Source organism: Anaerocolumna sp. MB42-C2 (genome assembly GCF_030913705.1).
Lineage (GTDB): Bacteria > Bacillota > Clostridia > Lachnospirales > Lachnospiraceae > Anaerocolumna.
On record NZ_CP133190.1, the window covers coordinates 2,398,295 to 2,415,078 of the forward strand.

A 16,784-nucleotide genomic window follows, 5' to 3' on the forward strand; every position below is an offset into this window, starting at 1 on the left:
AATTTTATCACTCTTTTACCGCACCGCCCGTAAGCCCTTCCACAATCTGATTGGAAAATAAGAAATAAATTATGATTATAGGAATCAAAGTAATAATAACTGCTGCAAAAGACACATTCATCTGTTTTAAAAACTCATTCAGGTAATTATAAATAGCAAGTGTTAATGTTCTGCATGATTTCTTCCCAAGAAAAACCATAGGCATATAAAAATCATTCCATTCGCCTACTGAAATAATTAATGCAACTGTAAAGATAACCGGCTTACAAAGAGGTAATACGATTTTAGAATATATCGCAAACTCCTTTGCTCCATCCATTCTGGCTGATTCATCCAAAGATTTTGGTACTGTTCGGAAAAACTTTTGAAATATGTAAACGGGAAGCGACATTCCTGCGGCATAAATCAGAATCATTCCTTCCATTGTGTTTATTAATGACAATTTTTTTAAAATAATAAACAAAGGAAGAACACTAATTTGAATAGGGAACATCATCCCAAACAGGAAATAAGAAGATAATAATTCTTTTCCTTTGAAATCATAACGTGCTATACCGTATGCAACCATAGATGCTAAAAAGATACAGCAGAAAGTTCCGCAAAAAGTAAGGAATATACTGTTTCTAAAATACAAACCAAATCTGTCTTCCGTAAACACCGTAATATAGCTATCAAATAAAAACTTTTTAGGCCATCCGAATACATTATTAATTAGATCCGATTTACTTTTTAAAGAATTAATTACTGTGGAGAGCAAAATAAAAATAGTTATACTTGTATATACTAATAAACAGATTGAAAAAATCCACCGGATAATTTTTGATTTTAGTGATAAAATTTCTTTCTTTTTCCTAACCATTTAATCTCTCCTTAATTATCATATTCAAATTTAGATAAGACCTTATTTTGAACCACCGTAACTATAAAAATAGCTATAAACATAGCAGCACTGATTGCGGCACCAAATCCCAACTCTGATTTTCCATTCAGAACATTGCCAAAAGTATACCGGTAAAATACCATTGTTACAAAATCTAAACAGTTGCTTACACCACCTGAGGAACCGCCTAAAATAAACGGTATATCAAAAATCCCCAAGGCCCAAATTGAACTCATAACTATAATAGATGCGCAGGACGGAAGAGATAACGGCAATAATATATTCCAAAAACGCTGTGCTTCCGAACAGCCGTCGATTCTGCTTGCCTCTATGATATCTACCGGGATATCCATCATATTTGCATAAAAAATCATCATTCCGGAGCCGGAACCCTGCCATATAATAACGATAATCATAATCTTAAAAGCCAGATTCGGATCTCCAAGCCAGGAACTTGTTAAATTTATTAAACCAATTTTAGTCAAGATTTCATTTAGAAATCCGATATTGGGATTAAAAATCATTGTAGCAAAGAAACTTACGATAGTTGAACTGATTACATAAGGCATAAATATCATTAATTTATAATATTTGTAAAAAGGAATTTTTAAATAGAATAAATAAGCCATCAGGAATTGAACCGGTGTAATAATAAACCATACGCAGAGCAGATATTTCAGATTATTTCCCAATGCGTTCCAAAAAGTCGGTGCAATACGCGGATTGGTAAACAGTGTTTTAAAATTATCAAGTCCTATAAAAGTCATAGAGCCTAATCCTGACCAGTCAAAAAAGCAAAGATACAGAACAAAAATTATCGGGAATACAATAAAAACGGTATATACAAGCAATCCCGGTGTAATAAACATTATATAAGGTTTTTTCTTTTTTTGTTTTTTTCCCATTATTATAACCATTCCTATCGCCGATTTGCTTGCGATATTACCACAGAATCTGTTTGTGGCATCCTTTCGACTATATTTGAAAAGGATGCCTTTTTGCAGACGCAGTACAGGCATCCTATCTATAATAAATTATATGGCTTTAAACTTTGTATTACTGCATAATCTTCGCTATCTCATTCAATAATTCCTCTACAGTAAAATCCCCGGAAAATAATTTTGGAGATACATCTTCCCAAAGGGTCGTTGCGGATTCACCCTCCTTTACATAATGTGCAAGTACTGACTGCCAGCTTGTATAAGTATTATCACAATCAGCAATTTCGTTTGCTATTTCATTAGTAGATTTAATATCCGGTGATCCCGAAACACCGCCCTGTGTCTGTACCCAAAGTGTCTGTGCCTCTATTGACGCACAATATTGAATAAATGCTTTTGCTGCTTCGGCATTTTGGGTATCCTTATACACTGAGAAACCATTAGCATATGAACCAACCATACCCGTCGTTCCATCCTCAGCCGGAATCTGAAATGCACCGAATTTTAAATCCGGATTATTTGCTTCAAAGGTTGACATTTCCCAGGAACCTGCCACTTCCATTACTGCTTTGCCTGTAGTAAATGCCAGGCTTTGGGCATCACTATCTGTAACTCCCAGATATTTATCTCCAAAATATCCTGCCCTCGCCCATTCCAGCATCTTATTCAATGCATCTGCAACCGGTTTATCCGTTGCTTTAACGGAATAATCAACAAGTCCTTTAGAATAATTTGGATCCATAGCGGCAAGTAAAGGTTCAAAGAAAAATAAAATGCTCCATGTATCATTAGGGCAAAGAGAAATCGGTATATAACCGGCCTCTTTTTCTGCTTTTAGTAAATTCTCGAACTCACTGAATGTTGCAGGAACTGTCCAACCGTTTTTTTCAAAGATATCTTTATTATAATAACAAGCTCTGGTATCAAATGTCATCCATGGAACAGAGTACATTGAATTATTGACTTTTGCTAAATCTAATGATTTATCAACAAGTGCACTATAATCGACAATATCCGTTAAATCCAATAATGCGTCATTGTTTACCAGATCCGCCATATTTGTTGTAGCAGTACCATTCGTCCAAAAGAGATCCGGAGCTTCTCCTGCCTGTATAGAAGTAGTCAATAAGCTATAATAGTTATCCGCTTTGATTTCATATTCAATTTCTACATTTGGGTATAGTTTGTTAAATCCGTCAATCACTGCTTTTAAAGAATCCTCAAAGGAGGTTCCATGTTCCCAAATAGTTAAGGTTCCGCTAATATCTTTACTTACCTCACCTGTTTCTTCTGTGTTTTCTTTCGCATTTGTTGTACTTTCACTTGTATTTCCGTTTGCCGCCGTTTCATTTGTTGACTTAGCATTGCCGCACCCTCCAAGCACGGAAGCTGCCATTGCAACTGTTAACCCAATTGCCAATATTTTTTTTAGCTTCATAAAATAATTCCTCCCTGATTATTTTGATATACCTTCTTCAGATATTAATAACATTATATTAGAACATGATTTAGCCTACAATGAACATTCCTGTCAGATATATTCACTAAATTATTTCACACTGCAGCTAATTAAATTTACTGGTTACCTATTTTCTAATAAATTCACAATATTATCATTTTATTTTGCATCCCGCTCGGAGAGTTTTTTATTTTATAGGGAAGTTCGGAGTACTTTCCTGTGAGATAAAAAAACCGAATGAAAGATACCTCCATGTCATTCGGCTTTTTTTCCATTAATCTTCTATTTTTGTATACCCAATACTGTTTTTACGAAATTCCCGGATTGTCATACCGGTAACTTTTTTAAACAGGCGAACCATATAATTTACATTCTGAAAACCGACAAACTCCGCAATCTGTTCAAGAGAATACTGTTCAGTTTTCAAATAATATTTAATTTGCTCCACTTTCTTCTGATTTACGTAACCAATCAATGTCAGACCTGTTCTCTCCTTGAATTTCTTACAGAAATGGGCAATACTCATGCAGTTCAGATTAGCTACTTCCGTAAGTGAAATTTCCTCCTGTATATGCTCATTAATAAACTGTAATACTTCATTAAAATTATCCTTACGAATCTGGTACAGAAGATCACTTTGGAATTGTTTCATTATCCTAAAAATTCGTTCAATCATAATCTGATGATCCTGACTCTGCATAACTTCATTATTTTGAAATTTCTCATCCCATTTTTTCATTAATTCATCAGAAAAGATATACTCATGGATTACCTGATATACAAGAATATTTAATTTTATGATCAGCGTTCTCTTTAGCCATTCCACATCAACTTGGTATTCCCTGCAATTAGCTATAAACCATTCTAATTCTTTTTTAAATACATCAATCCCGCCTTCATCCAGAAACTTATCTGATGAAAACTGTAATTCCGGAAATTTCCCGACACTATTGTTATTAGGAGAAAAAAGATACCGATCAGTAAAATAAAAATCCCTTTTGAGTGCGTTGGAAGCTTCTTCATACTTCTCCCGTACTTTTTGCAATTCCACAAAATAGTTACTATAACCAACTAATAATTTACCATTAATAAAAATTTGAATATTTTGAACCAGGTCATCGCAATAACTTTTTAAGAGTTTTTCTCTTTCTTGTTCCTCTATTATCTTTGGAAATTGAAACAGAATAAACATATCTTTTTTATAAGGTGTGAATAAAGTTCCCATATTATCCTTTTTGACAATATTATCGATTAAATTAATTACCATGGACTCATCCACATTAACGGGTAATAAATTACCATTTATATCATATTGACCTTTTAGCTTTAATACACCAATGATATACCCTAATTCCTGTTGAATAACCTGGTTCTGCACTTTATCCAAATCAAAAGAATATGGTATTTCCTGTATAGAGGCAATCTTCTCTTCGTAAGCTTTTTCAATGGTTTGAATTAACTTTTCTTCATTAATCTCTTGTTTTAATATATAATAATCAGCACCCAGTTCCATAGCCTGCCTTGCATAATTAAAATTATCATGACAGCTGACTATAATTATTTCATTCGCCAGTTTTTGCTCCCGTATCTCTCTTATAAAATCCAGTCCATTCATCTCTGACATTTCAATATCTGTTATAACAATATCAATTGCCCGGTTGTTCTTCAAATATTCCAGTGCATCCCCCGCCAGTGAAAAGGTATTTTCAACGCTGATATTTTCATGTTTTTCTAGAAAAGTCTGTATACCTATCCTGGCAAGCACTTCATCATCCACTATAATTGTTTTTATCATTTTTTAGTCCTCAGTTTCCATAATAGGTAATAAGTACTCTACAACGGTTCCTTCATTTGGCATACTCTTTATAGTAATCATATACTCTTCCCCATACTCTAATTGAATTATTTGAAAGATGTTCTGTATTCCAATATTAGTATGGTCATTATCTGTAACATTCTCTTTTTTCAGCCATTCTTCAACATCAAAACCTTTTCCGTTATCTTCAATAATAATATGTAGCTTATCATCACGGAAAATCTTTATCTTAATATGTCCATCACTTTTATTTCCCCTGCTAAATCCATGAATAATTGAATTCTCTATGATAGGCTGAATCAGGAATTTCTTTATCTTCAAGTTTTTAACAGCTTCCTCTGCCTGGATATCTATATCAAAATTCATAAATCTTGCCTTTTGAAGTACAGCATAATGTTGGATCAACCCTATTTCATCACATATTCGATTATTATTTCCTCTCTTAGATACATTCATTAAAATTTGAATGAGTGCTTCTGTAAGGTTTCTGATATTATCCTGTTTATTTATGACAGCCATCCACTTAATTGTGTTTAACGAATTATAGATGAAATGCGGACTCATCTGAGCAGCAAGTGCCTGAAGCTTAAATTCATTTTTCTCCTGTTCTTCGGCCTTAAAGTTTTCCATCAGTTCTTTAACTCTGCCTATCGTGAAATTAAAATGATGGGTTAATTTTTTTATTTCGCCAACCGCAACCACATTCTTTACCCGGATATCAAAATTCCCCTCTGCAAAAGAATCCATAGCTTCCATAAGGCCCCTCACCGGATTAATAATATTTCTCTCCAATATCCATATCAAGACGAAAAGACACAAAAAATAGATACCTGAAATAACAATAATACATATCTCAATGGGCTTAAAATCTTTCAAAACTACGTTCATTGGTATTACGATAAATTCAGTCCAATTAGTTTTATAAGACTTGCAATAAGCAACCAGGCTGTTTACTCCATTGATTTTACTTGTATAATATCCCGATGTATCAGGCACATCCATGCCGGTTATTACATATTTCTGTCCGATCTGCTTTCTATTTGATGAGTACATGATATTAGCAGAATTATCAACTAAATATGTGGTTGCACCGCTTATCTCAATTTTATCAAAGGATTCCATCATATCTTCCGCATCCACAACAATATAGAGTTTTCCGACATCTTTTTCAGTGGAGGAATTAAGATCACTTGCCATAATAAACTTATATCCTCCTGCTGAATAAGGTAAAAAATATTTTACCGGCAGCCAGACTTTTCTGCCTCCTGCTTTCACTATTTGATTTTTATATTTTGATACGTAATCCAAAAATCCCTGATAATTCTTTCCGGCATGAATAATTCCTCCATTAATTTCAAGGAACATGGCAGAAATTCCATTATAAGAATTTAACGTACTCTCTAACTGTGTTTTAAGTTTAATATCCGTATCTTCTGACCAAACATCTTTGCCCATTAATTCAACCGTTCCATTATAATAATATGTCATGGCACTTTCCACATAATTAGTACACATACTGTTAATCTGATCCTTTGAAGAATTTAACAGGGTTACCATATATGTTCCCGACTCTTTACAGGCATAATTATAAAAAGTTTTAAATGAAAATGCTATTAATGCTAAAAATGGGATTATAACTAAAAGAATAAAACTTAGGATAATGCATTCACGAATACCAATACCTGTAATATGAGAACATTTTTGATAAAAATTCTTGATTTTCAGCAGATATTTATTTTGCATATTGGTTTCCTTCTTTAGGCTAATTGACAGTATCTAAAAGCAGTTTCACGAATATTATAGCATTTCCGCCGATATATGACAATCTTGTGTGATTTACTTTATTAAATACTAACAAAATAATGGCTGCCGCAAAATTAATTTTACCTGGGATTGGAACCAATCCCATAAATTTATTATGCAACAGCCATTCTATTTAAAAATAAATATTACCTTTTTCAAACTAATTTAATTACTTTGAGTTTTATTACTATCTGATTTTTCTTTATTTGTTTCACTATTCTTTGTCTTATCGTTACCCTTGGAATCCTTATCTTTATCGTAAGTCTCCGTACCAGGAAGTTCATATACGACAACCGCTACCCCTCTTTTAATATTTTCAAACATTTTCTTTGCGGCAGCCGGAGGCATGTTGATACAACCATGGGATCCACTTGTCAAATAAATTTTTTTACCGAATTCACTCCTCCAGGGTGCATCATGGAAGCCGATATTACCGTTAAAAGGCATCCAGTATTTTACCGGAGTGGAATAGTCTTCCCCATTCAGGGTAGCGTCATTTTCTTTATATTGAACCGGATAAGTGCCTACGGGTGTTCCCCAGTCTTTCGAGAGATTACCGGATACAAAATCGGTTTCCAGAACAAGATTGCCCTCTTTATAAAAGAACAAATGCTGTGCCGTCAAGTTAACTTCCACATAGGTATTTCCTATATCGTCGACACCATACTGCTGTGCTGTCTGATAATAAGCAGGTTCTCTGACCAACTGTTCTCCATTCTTAATCAGTTCCGTAAGATCCGTTACTTCCTGGCCTCTGTTTAACCACCAGCCGTAATCTCCGCCTCTGATTTGCAATACATCACCGTAAGAAGATTTAAAATTACGTACTCTTCCGAATGAATTATAGTTCTTACCTATGTAATCCACATATTCTTTAATACCATTAGTATCAAGTTTAACATTATATTTTTTATCTACAGACAGCCATTTACTGATCTGTCTGCCATCTAAAACTTCTGTAACATCGCCGAATTGATAAGTAATTTTCGCTCCCGCTATTTTATTCATCTTCTCCAACGCTTTCAGTAACTTAGGATTCTCAGAAGTTATCTTGGGTTCCACATAACAGCCCGCTTCCTCTATAGATAAAGTCGGCTGTAAGGAAGTAACTGCTGTTTTAACTGCTTCATATAATTTATCTTTATTCACTTTTGCACCGGAATCTTCTTTTACTATCTCGAAACCATTATCTCCATATTCGGAAATATGTGCATTCACAGGTTCTTTTACATTTGCCTCCTTAAAAAAATTAAGTTTATCAATCATCTTATCGAAAGAAAATTCATCAAACTCAAGGATTGTATTAATCTCCAATTCATAAGTTTTAAAAAAAGATACCGGCCAGGCAAACCCATTTTGCTCTTTTAATAATTCTTCCATACTTCCGTCATATACGGTATGTAATCCGATATTTTCTCCTTTAAAGGAATCCTTCAAATCATTTCTTCCCTCCAAAGTTAACACATAAGAATTAACCTGAGAATTAACCGAATCTTCCACCTGCTTCACCGTCTTGTTGGAAGCATTCACTCCGTTAATAAGAGTATTCTTATAGAAATGTGTACTATAATAAAACGAAAGGAAAAAATATAATATAACAAAAGGGATCAATAAACCTAAAGCAATATACGGCAGGACTTTTGCGTTACTGCTTTTACTTCTGCTTCTGCTATTACTCCTGTTGTTAGCATTTTTATTTCTGGTCATTGTTGTATTATTTTCCATATTACACCTTCTTAAATTTCTTTATTCTGTAAAGAATATGTTTCATGTATCCATTGTAACATAAAAAGGTGTTATTTTTTAGGCATTTTAATTAAGATTTCTTTAAATCATTATTACAGATAGCAATAAAATAATAATATTTTCGATTTATTTCCCTATTTTGTAAATCTATACCATTTTTTTACTTGATCTATTCTCATACATCTTGCATATTCCTCTTTCAATCTAAAGAAAGGGAGCTTAATAAGTCAGCTCCCTTAAAAATTACTTTCCAATGGTGAATCTATATTTTCTTCCATTCTCTATTGCTTTACCCGATTTATATAATACATTTTCTGTTATAAATAGGGTATATGTTTCACCGGATTTATACTTATTAACAGGTTCTATTGTTATCGTATTTCCATTACATTTTAAGGTTTCCTCTACTTTATTGCCTCTCGAATCCAATACATATACCGTATCTTCCGTAATTGACTTTGGAGCTATCTCACTGCTCAGTTTCACTTTAAGCACTTTATCCGGCTTCTGCTTATTTTTTAGTACCTTTTCTGTTCCTGTAAATGATGTCTGAACTAAAGTAAAGGTATTGAACTTATCCACCCATATAGATACTCCCATTGGATGACCGGCTTCATCATATTCTATCGTCCCCTTTTGAAGTCTGGTTTCTCCGTCACTGTGTTCAACTAAAACTGCCAGGGAACTTATGAATTCCTCCAGTTGTGATTTATCAGTTGGAAGATCGGTAATTTTAATAGGTATGGTGATTTTTGTTCTTTTTGAATAATTTGTTACGATACTAATTGGATTACTTAACAATCTGGAGCCTGCTGACAACTGTGACAACAATCCATTGGATTTTGCAACCAGCTGTTTATCCTTAATTTCAGATATTGTAATACTTATCTCTGTCTGATTTAAATCAAGCATTGTTTCTAACGGTAATTCCATTACTGCCGGAACTGATTTTACTATCAGACCGATATTGCTCTGACTAAGGACTGCAGCAGCAGTTTTCGCTATCCGCATCTCAACTATGTCGGCACTTTCTACATTAACTCCAGCCGAATCCCTTAAATCTATGATTGCCATATTGTTTGAGATTAGGGACGTATTTGCAGCAACTGCTGCCGCCTGGCCTTCACTCAACTCGATAAAATCTTTTACAGTTCCATCGCTGCCGGTCGTTCTTATAATCGGAATATGTGTTTCAGACAGCTTATCTCCTCCGGTACCTATTTTAATAAGTACTTCTCTTACCTGTGCAGTATCCCTGTTTCCGCCTGAACCGGAAGAACGGTCGGCACTTGAGGAGGGTTTTAAGGGTTTTGTATTTGTAATCGTTAGTACCAGGTTTTTCTCCACTCCCGAACTGAATAGTAAGGTTATGGTTATGATTCCCGTGGTCTGATGTGCCAAATAAGATTTATTTATAGTTATAGCACTTCCTGATACTGTATAATCCCGATTTTCTGATAATACCTTATTTCCGTTCTTAATTCCAGAGAACGTAACTCCGTTTAGTGCCAGATTAACTGTAATGTCTTCATAACCGGTTGATTTCGTATACTTATCAAAGGTGTTGGATGAGATTGAGGTAAAATCTACGCCGTTTTCTTCATCCTCTGATGTTGTATCCATAGTTAAAACAGATAAAGTTTTATCAATCCCTGAACCGAAATGAAAGATCAACGTACTGGTTCCTGTCTCCAAGGTATCCAGATATGTTTTATAAATTGTAACAGCACTGCCACTCACCGCATAATCTGCATCCAGATTAAGTTCTTGTGTTCCGTTTTTAATATTTTCCAGACTCAAACCGCCGGTTATAAAAACTTTTTTATCCGAATTATTTGCAGAGCCGGTATATTTATCAAAAGTAATCAAACTTGGTGTTATAGATGTATCTGTTCCGGGTGTTGTTCCGGGTTCGCTTACATCAGCAGTCGTAACCGTAATCGTATTAGATGGTACTGGCTGAAATCCATACAATGCAACTAATTGAAATTGATACGTTGTGTTCGGGCTTAAACCGGATACAAAAGCAGAATCTGCATCCGCCGGAATGGTTCCGGTCTCTGCAGGAACCCAGGATATCCCCCCGTCAGATGACTGCATAATAGCTGCATTCGTTGCCCCGCCTTTGGCAGTCCATAAAAAGGTAATCGAATCCGGCATAACTGATACAGCTCTGAAATCAGTAACAGGCTGAACCGGTGTTACCGGAAGAACACTCGACCCTCCTGAGTTTAAGCCGGCAGTAACTGCTATCTTAAAAAAATACGTGTTGCCGGTAGTCAGACCGGTAACTTTGGCTGTGGCAGATGTCAGATCGACATGCTCGGTCTGGGCAGCTGCCCAATGAATTCCGTCAACGGATTGATATATTGTTGCGGCTGTCGTATCCATAACCGGTATCCACCTTAAGTCAGCCGTAGTCGGGGTAACCCTATCGATCATAAGCACTGTAGCAGGTAATCTTCCGTTTCCTTTTATTGAAAACGTAAACGGCCCCTCATTAGTATCATTACTCGTTACAGACACCGCTGCGTTTCTCTCTCCTGCCGCACCGGGACTAAATAATATGGAAAAGGTACCTGTCTCACCGGGTGAAAGAAATAGGTCACTATAATTTTCAAAAAGAATAAAATCACTACTATTTGCTCCGCTGATCTGAGGTATACCGCCTAAAATCAAATCTTCAAATCCGGTATTTTTAACAGTAAATGTTTTCAATAAAGGTACATTTACAACTTCTGATCCAAATTCGGTATTGTCAGACTCATCCGGAGTAGTATCTCCGTTGGCAATACTAATATTATTTCCGTATACTTCTATGCCCGGTCCGGGAGTAGTAGTTACTGTTACAGGTTCTGAATCTCCCGACTGTTCTCCTCCAATTATCAATAGCTTGAAATTATATGTCGTATTCGGACTTAATCCTGTAATCGTAACTGACGTGGCATCTCCTGGAATATCAGTCACTAATGTCCATAATGTATCGATTAATTTATTTATATAAATCCGGGAAGCCCCAACAGGTTGAGACCACTCTAAGGTAGCTGTTGTTGAAGTTTTTGACTTAATCCTTAGATCTGAAACTGGCATTGTTGTAGTTACCGTTATCGGGTCTGAATAACCGGCATTATCACCTCCTATAACTTCTATCTTAAATGTATAACTTGTATTTGCATTTAAACCATATACCGTAGTAGTTGTTATTGCCTCTCCGGATTCAATTTTTAAACAATTCCACCCTCCATCTATTTGTTTATATACTCCTATTCCGGTTGCTCCAACCGCAGGAGACCAGGTAAATGTTACAGAATCCGGCGTCCTCTCGCTAACAGCAAGATTTTGTATAGGTGTACAGGTAGCTACATCAATTATATTAGAATCACCTGCGTTATTACCTCCGGTAACCACTAATTTAAATTTATAGTCCTCACTGGGAGTCAAATTCCATACAGATACTATAGTAGCAGCAGTATTGAGGTATCCGCCTGTAGACTTTGTCCAACTGATTCCTCCATCCGCAGATTGATAGATTGCCATACCAGATGCACCTGTGACTGCTGTCCAGCTAAAATCTGCCGTAGTAGTTGTTCTTCCGGTTAATTTAAAATCGGTAACCGGTGATGAGGTTACATTTGCCTTTATATGAAAAATAAATGGGTTATCATTAGCCGTATTATTACCTATTGTTACTGCTGCATTAACTTCTCCAATAGAACTCCCGGTAAACGTTACAGTCAGTAATGCTGTGCCGCCGGCAGTTAAAGTGCCGCCGGACGAAATAGTAAAGTTAAACTCTGGTTTATCTGCCATAATAGCGGATAAATTCAGATCGGCTGTCCCTGTATTAATAACTACAAACGTTTTTGTTAGCGTTTCGCCGACTTTACATGTTCCGAGATCAGTATAGTCTGCTGTGTCAGGTGTTGTGTCCCCATTGGCAATATTAACACCGTTTCCGCTAACTAGTATGTCCGGTACATTTACTTTGCTTAGGATGAGTGTAATATTATCAAAAGCGATATAATCCGAATAAGGAATCACCTGATTTGATATATTTGCATACAACGTTACCCTTAATGCTCTGGTTCCTTTCGCAACCGTTACCGCATTTGTTGTTTTGAGCTGCCAAACCGGTGATAAATCGCCTGAGTGATCAATGTCATCATTGACTAAAACACAATTACCTTTCACGGAACCGTCTGAGGCTAACATATCTAATCTGACCTCCGCAGATGAATCACCGCACAATTTCTGCAGATAACCGGATAAATTCAGATTTACGCTGCCAATATCTACATCAGAACTGATATCTGAGATATCCATTGTTTGTGTTAGTGTCTCCGCTTCCGATACACGGTCTGTCGCAAACTGAATGATATCTCCCCCCTGAGGACTTGCCTCCTCAGTCACTGTCTTATAAATCTCAAAATCAGACTCTCCCCCTGTACCGGATACCCAAGGGGCCAGTGTGCTTCCGAATACCGGATCCCCGTTCATAATCAAATTATGATTGTATTCTGTCTGGGCATTAACCTTAACTGTATTAATATTAAATACAGCCTCAAATACCAGACATAACAGAATCAGTTTTGCTGTTACTTTTTTTATGACTTTTTGCATTATAATCTCCTTTCCAAAAGATAATAATTGTTTAATTGCAGAGCAACATAATCTACTCCTTAAAATGGTATACCCGCCTCTTTAAGTGTAGCATTAAAGTCTAACAAGATTCTAACAGAAAACCATTCCTATAATTTTCTTATAGTTTAAAAAATTCCTATCTATTAGTCTAATTAATTAGAGCTAACAGATAGGAATACTTATTGAATCGAATGAAACTACAAAGAAGAAATCAACTTATTTGATGATTTTTAAAGCTTTTAAAACTGGATTTAAGTAAAATTGCGGCAATTAGCCCGTAGATAGTGGGCACAGCCTGATATACGGTAAAACACTTACCAAAAAAAATGAAAAAATAATCAGAAAAGGTCCCCTCTGCTTTCATTAGGTTCATTGGAAGTGCATTCACCAATTGATAAAGGATCCGATACTGCTGCGGCACATGAAGAAACAGGCATAATATAATGAATGAACCTAAGATTACAACAACACCGAAAGAATTCTTTAATTTTGCCGATAAATACAGGCTTATACAGGAGATCAGTATGGATGCAGTCACAGTCATACCACATAGGATTAACACACTTTGTAAAACATTAAAATGATAAGCTGTTGTTGCATTTATTATCTGTATCTGCGCATTCCATCCGTCGGTTCCATATATTAGTAAAGTAGGAACAATCTGAGTCAATAATATAACAAAACATATTCCGATACCAAAACTGATTCCTGCACTTAACTTTGCCAGGATACCTTTATTTTTGCCATAACGTGTCGTAAGCAGCAGTTGATCCGTTCTCTCGTAATACTCATTTGCAAATACAGGAGCCAGGCAGATGATAATTGTAAAAAATAATATGATTCCTATGGTATACATACGGGTCATTATACTATGATATCCATCCGTATAATAAAATGTAAACGGATTTTTTACCTTTTCATTCATCTTAAGAAGTTTTTTAATTTCCAAGCCGGTCAGATTTTCTTTATTTAATATATTATGTACCGCTATATCCCGCTGCTTATAGTAATCTGTAGCATCAAACTTAAGAATGTGGCCAGGTGTTACCGTTTCATCAACTGTGTATTTTAAAACACTTCTTACCAAGTGGTAGATTGGGCTATAAGGTCTTGCATAAGTCCGGTATTCTTCTGTTGCGCTATATAAAGGAACATCCGGAACATATCCGTATGCTTCCTGCATTTCGCCTATTAATGTATCGCCCACCTCCCGTCCTGCCAAAGCCCGTGCGTAAGCACGATCGGTTTTCATTTCCTGATAATGAGTATATACAGGTTTTCCCTCAATGTATACATTTCCCATTAGATCACCAAAACAGCTTAATAATGTAATACCTACGGCAAAAAGAAACGTTATCCAAGTAGATTTTCTAATAAATATTTTCTTATATTCATATCCGATTAAGGTTTTCAGATTATTCATTTATAGTCTCCTCACTAAAATAATAAAGATACAAATCCTCCAGTGTCGCTGCTGCTAAAATAGCACTCTCGCAAGGTGACTGATCACAAACCAGCCTTAAGAAAACATGGTCTCCCTCCTGCCTGAAATTACTTACAAGCAGGCTTTCAGTCAGTTTTTCCGCAAGGTTATTGTCCACCGTACATTCCCAGACTTTATTCTCTATGATTTTTATAATATCTTCCATACATCCTTTCTGAATTAACTGTCCGCTTTTCATTACCAGAATTTCTCCGGCAATATGCTCAACATCAGAAACTATATGAGTAGACAGCAAAACGATTCTATCTTTTCCTAAGCCGGAAATCATATTTCTAAACCGTATCCGTTCCTTAGGATCTAATCCTGCCGTCGGTTCATCCAAAATGAGAACCTGAGGGTTATTCAGTAAGGCCTGCGCGATTCCCAGGCGCTGTTTCATACCTCCGGATAGTGTTTTTATCTTATTATCAGATACCTGTGATAATGATACTTCTTCCAATAATTCTGCCGCTTTCTGTTTGGCTGTTCGCTTTGGCAAACCTTTTAGGGTTCCCATATAACACAGAAAATCCCTGGCGGTAAAACCGGGATAATAACCAAATTCCTGAGGCAGATAACCTAAAACATCCCGGAATCCCTCACTGGATACACCCATTCCATTAAACCTGACTTCTCCGCCGGTGGGTTTTAAGATACCGCATATCATCCTCATCAGGGTAGTTTTTCCTGCCCCATTAGCTCCCAGCAGACCATAAACCCCCGGCTTCAGAGTCATGGATAAACGGTCTACGGCGATTTTATTCTTATATTGTTTCGTTAAACGGTCAAGGACGAGTTCCATAGTAATTCCTCCGTATTTTTTATATATTTATGAAGCTCCTTACTAAAGGCAATTAGCAACAATGCCAAAATTGCCAGCCACAAAGAGATATATCTAGGTTCATAGATTGTTAGCCGGCTGTAATTTAACAGTAGTTCAAGACACCATACCAGAACTGCCGCTCCGGCGCAATAATATGTGATTTCATTTGAACGAAACCGATTTATTAATGCAAATGATATAAAACAGGTTAACAGATAAGGACCTAATAAATACACTCCGATCCACACACTTTCTATCTCTATCCTGATTGATAAAACCGGTATTGTTAAAAGTAATAATAACATATTTCCCATACCCAGAATCCCCATGCGGGCAAGTACCAGACTACGCAAGTTATACCTCGTCGTCATTTCCAGTTCATCCATGCCAAAAACTGAGGAACGGATTATTTCAGTGACCGTTACTGATGTCAATATGGGAATCATAGCTGAAACGGCCATAAGAATTCTTAGATCATCTTTTTTAAATGAATGACAAAAAACCAGAATCAAAATAAATAAAATGAATGAAGTAACCCATACTCTTTTGTGAATATATCCAACCTGGCTTCTTAAAAAATCCTGTCCTCTGGTCTTTGGATATGGTAAATTACTCAGAAATTCTTCTTTCCGTTTTGGTTTTGGTATCTCATAACTGCATTTTATAGCTTTCTTTAATTTGCTGTTCAATAAAAATCCTCCTCTCTCAATAAAGCTTTAAGTTTATGTAGTCCATTGTTGATTCTGCGGTATACTGCAAAACGGGAAATCTTAAGAAATTTACTTATTTCATTTATGGATAGTTCATTTACATAACGCAGCATCAGTACTTCTCTGGTATCTTCCGAAAGCAGCAATAATGCCTCTGTTAAAGCAATGGAGGTTACTAAGCTGTCCTCCATATTATCAGCTGCGGCCGTTTCATCAAGAAGTTCCGTAGATGTTTTGGCATAGTAGTCATAACATAGATTTTTAGCTATTGTATAAAGATATGCCAAAGACTTCCCCCGTTCCAGATAGGTAGTCTGATTAAAGTATCGAAGAAAGGTTTCCTGAGTGATATCTTCAGCAGCCTGTTGATTATATACTTTATAATAACAGTATCGGTATATCTTATCGTATTCTTCTTCTATATTCACCTGCACTCTTAAAACCTCCTTTCCCTATATAACGGTTTAACTGATTAAAATGTG

General features: G+C 35.8%; 11 protein-coding genes. All 11 read right to left on the reverse strand.

The window, feature by feature from the left end:
* Nucleotides 1-7 precede the first annotated feature (7 nt).
* Nucleotides 8-859: a carbohydrate ABC transporter permease gene (locus RBU59_RS10595; protein WP_308147836.1), complete on the reverse strand. Its 852-nt coding sequence runs from the start codon at nt 857-859 to the stop codon at nt 8-10.
* An 11-nt stretch (nt 860-870) separates the two neighbouring features.
* The gene (locus RBU59_RS10600) at nt 871-1,785 is read right to left on the reverse strand and encodes a carbohydrate ABC transporter permease (RefSeq protein ID WP_308147837.1); all 915 of its coding nucleotides are present in this window, start codon (nt 1,783-1,785) and stop codon (nt 871-873) included.
* 151 nt (nt 1,786-1,936) lie between these two features.
* Nucleotides 1,937-3,259 (reverse strand): ABC transporter substrate-binding protein, encoded by a 1,323-nt coding sequence (locus RBU59_RS10605; RefSeq protein WP_308147838.1) that lies wholly within the window; start codon nt 3,257-3,259, stop codon nt 1,937-1,939.
* 295 nt (nt 3,260-3,554) lie between these two features.
* On the reverse strand, nt 3,555-5,075 hold the full coding sequence (locus RBU59_RS10610; protein WP_308147839.1) for a response regulator transcription factor: 1,521 nt from the start codon (nt 5,073-5,075) through the stop codon (nt 3,555-3,557).
* A 3-nt stretch (nt 5,076-5,078) separates the two neighbouring features.
* Complete coding sequence (locus RBU59_RS10615) at nt 5,079-6,839, reverse strand: sensor histidine kinase (protein WP_308147840.1); 1,761 nt, start codon at nt 6,837-6,839, stop codon at nt 5,079-5,081.
* A gap of 225 nt (nt 6,840-7,064) precedes the next feature.
* Nucleotides 7,065-8,624 carry a L,D-transpeptidase gene (locus RBU59_RS10620; protein WP_308147841.1) on the reverse strand — a complete coding sequence of 520 codons (1,560 nt, stop codon included), beginning with the start codon at nt 8,622-8,624 and terminating at the stop codon, nt 7,065-7,067.
* A gap of 264 nt (nt 8,625-8,888) precedes the next feature.
* Nucleotides 8,889-13,265 carry a X2-like carbohydrate binding domain-containing protein gene (locus RBU59_RS10625; RefSeq protein WP_308147842.1) on the reverse strand — a complete coding sequence of 1,459 codons (4,377 nt, stop codon included), beginning with the start codon at nt 13,263-13,265 and terminating at the stop codon, nt 8,889-8,891.
* Between the two features lie 232 nt (nt 13,266-13,497).
* Nucleotides 13,498-14,709, reverse strand: a complete 1,212-nt coding sequence (locus RBU59_RS10630; RefSeq protein ID WP_308147843.1) for a hypothetical protein — start codon at nt 14,707-14,709, stop codon at nt 13,498-13,500.
* Complete coding sequence (locus tag RBU59_RS10635; RefSeq protein WP_308147844.1) at nt 14,702-15,571, reverse strand: ABC transporter ATP-binding protein; 870 nt, start codon at nt 15,569-15,571, stop codon at nt 14,702-14,704. Before RBU59_RS10635 ends, RBU59_RS10630 begins: the two co-directional genes overlap by 8 nt.
* Entirely contained in the window at nt 15,547-16,281 is a 735-nt protein-coding gene (locus RBU59_RS10640; protein WP_308147845.1) for a hypothetical protein, read from the reverse strand. Before RBU59_RS10640 ends, RBU59_RS10635 begins: the two co-directional genes overlap by 25 nt.
* The gene (locus RBU59_RS10645) at nt 16,278-16,736 is read right to left on the reverse strand and encodes an RNA polymerase sigma factor (RefSeq protein WP_308147846.1); all 459 of its coding nucleotides are present in this window, start codon (nt 16,734-16,736) and stop codon (nt 16,278-16,280) included. The genes RBU59_RS10640 and RBU59_RS10645 overlap by 4 nt, the downstream gene beginning before the upstream one ends.
* Between the last annotated feature and the right edge of the window lie 48 nt (nt 16,737-16,784).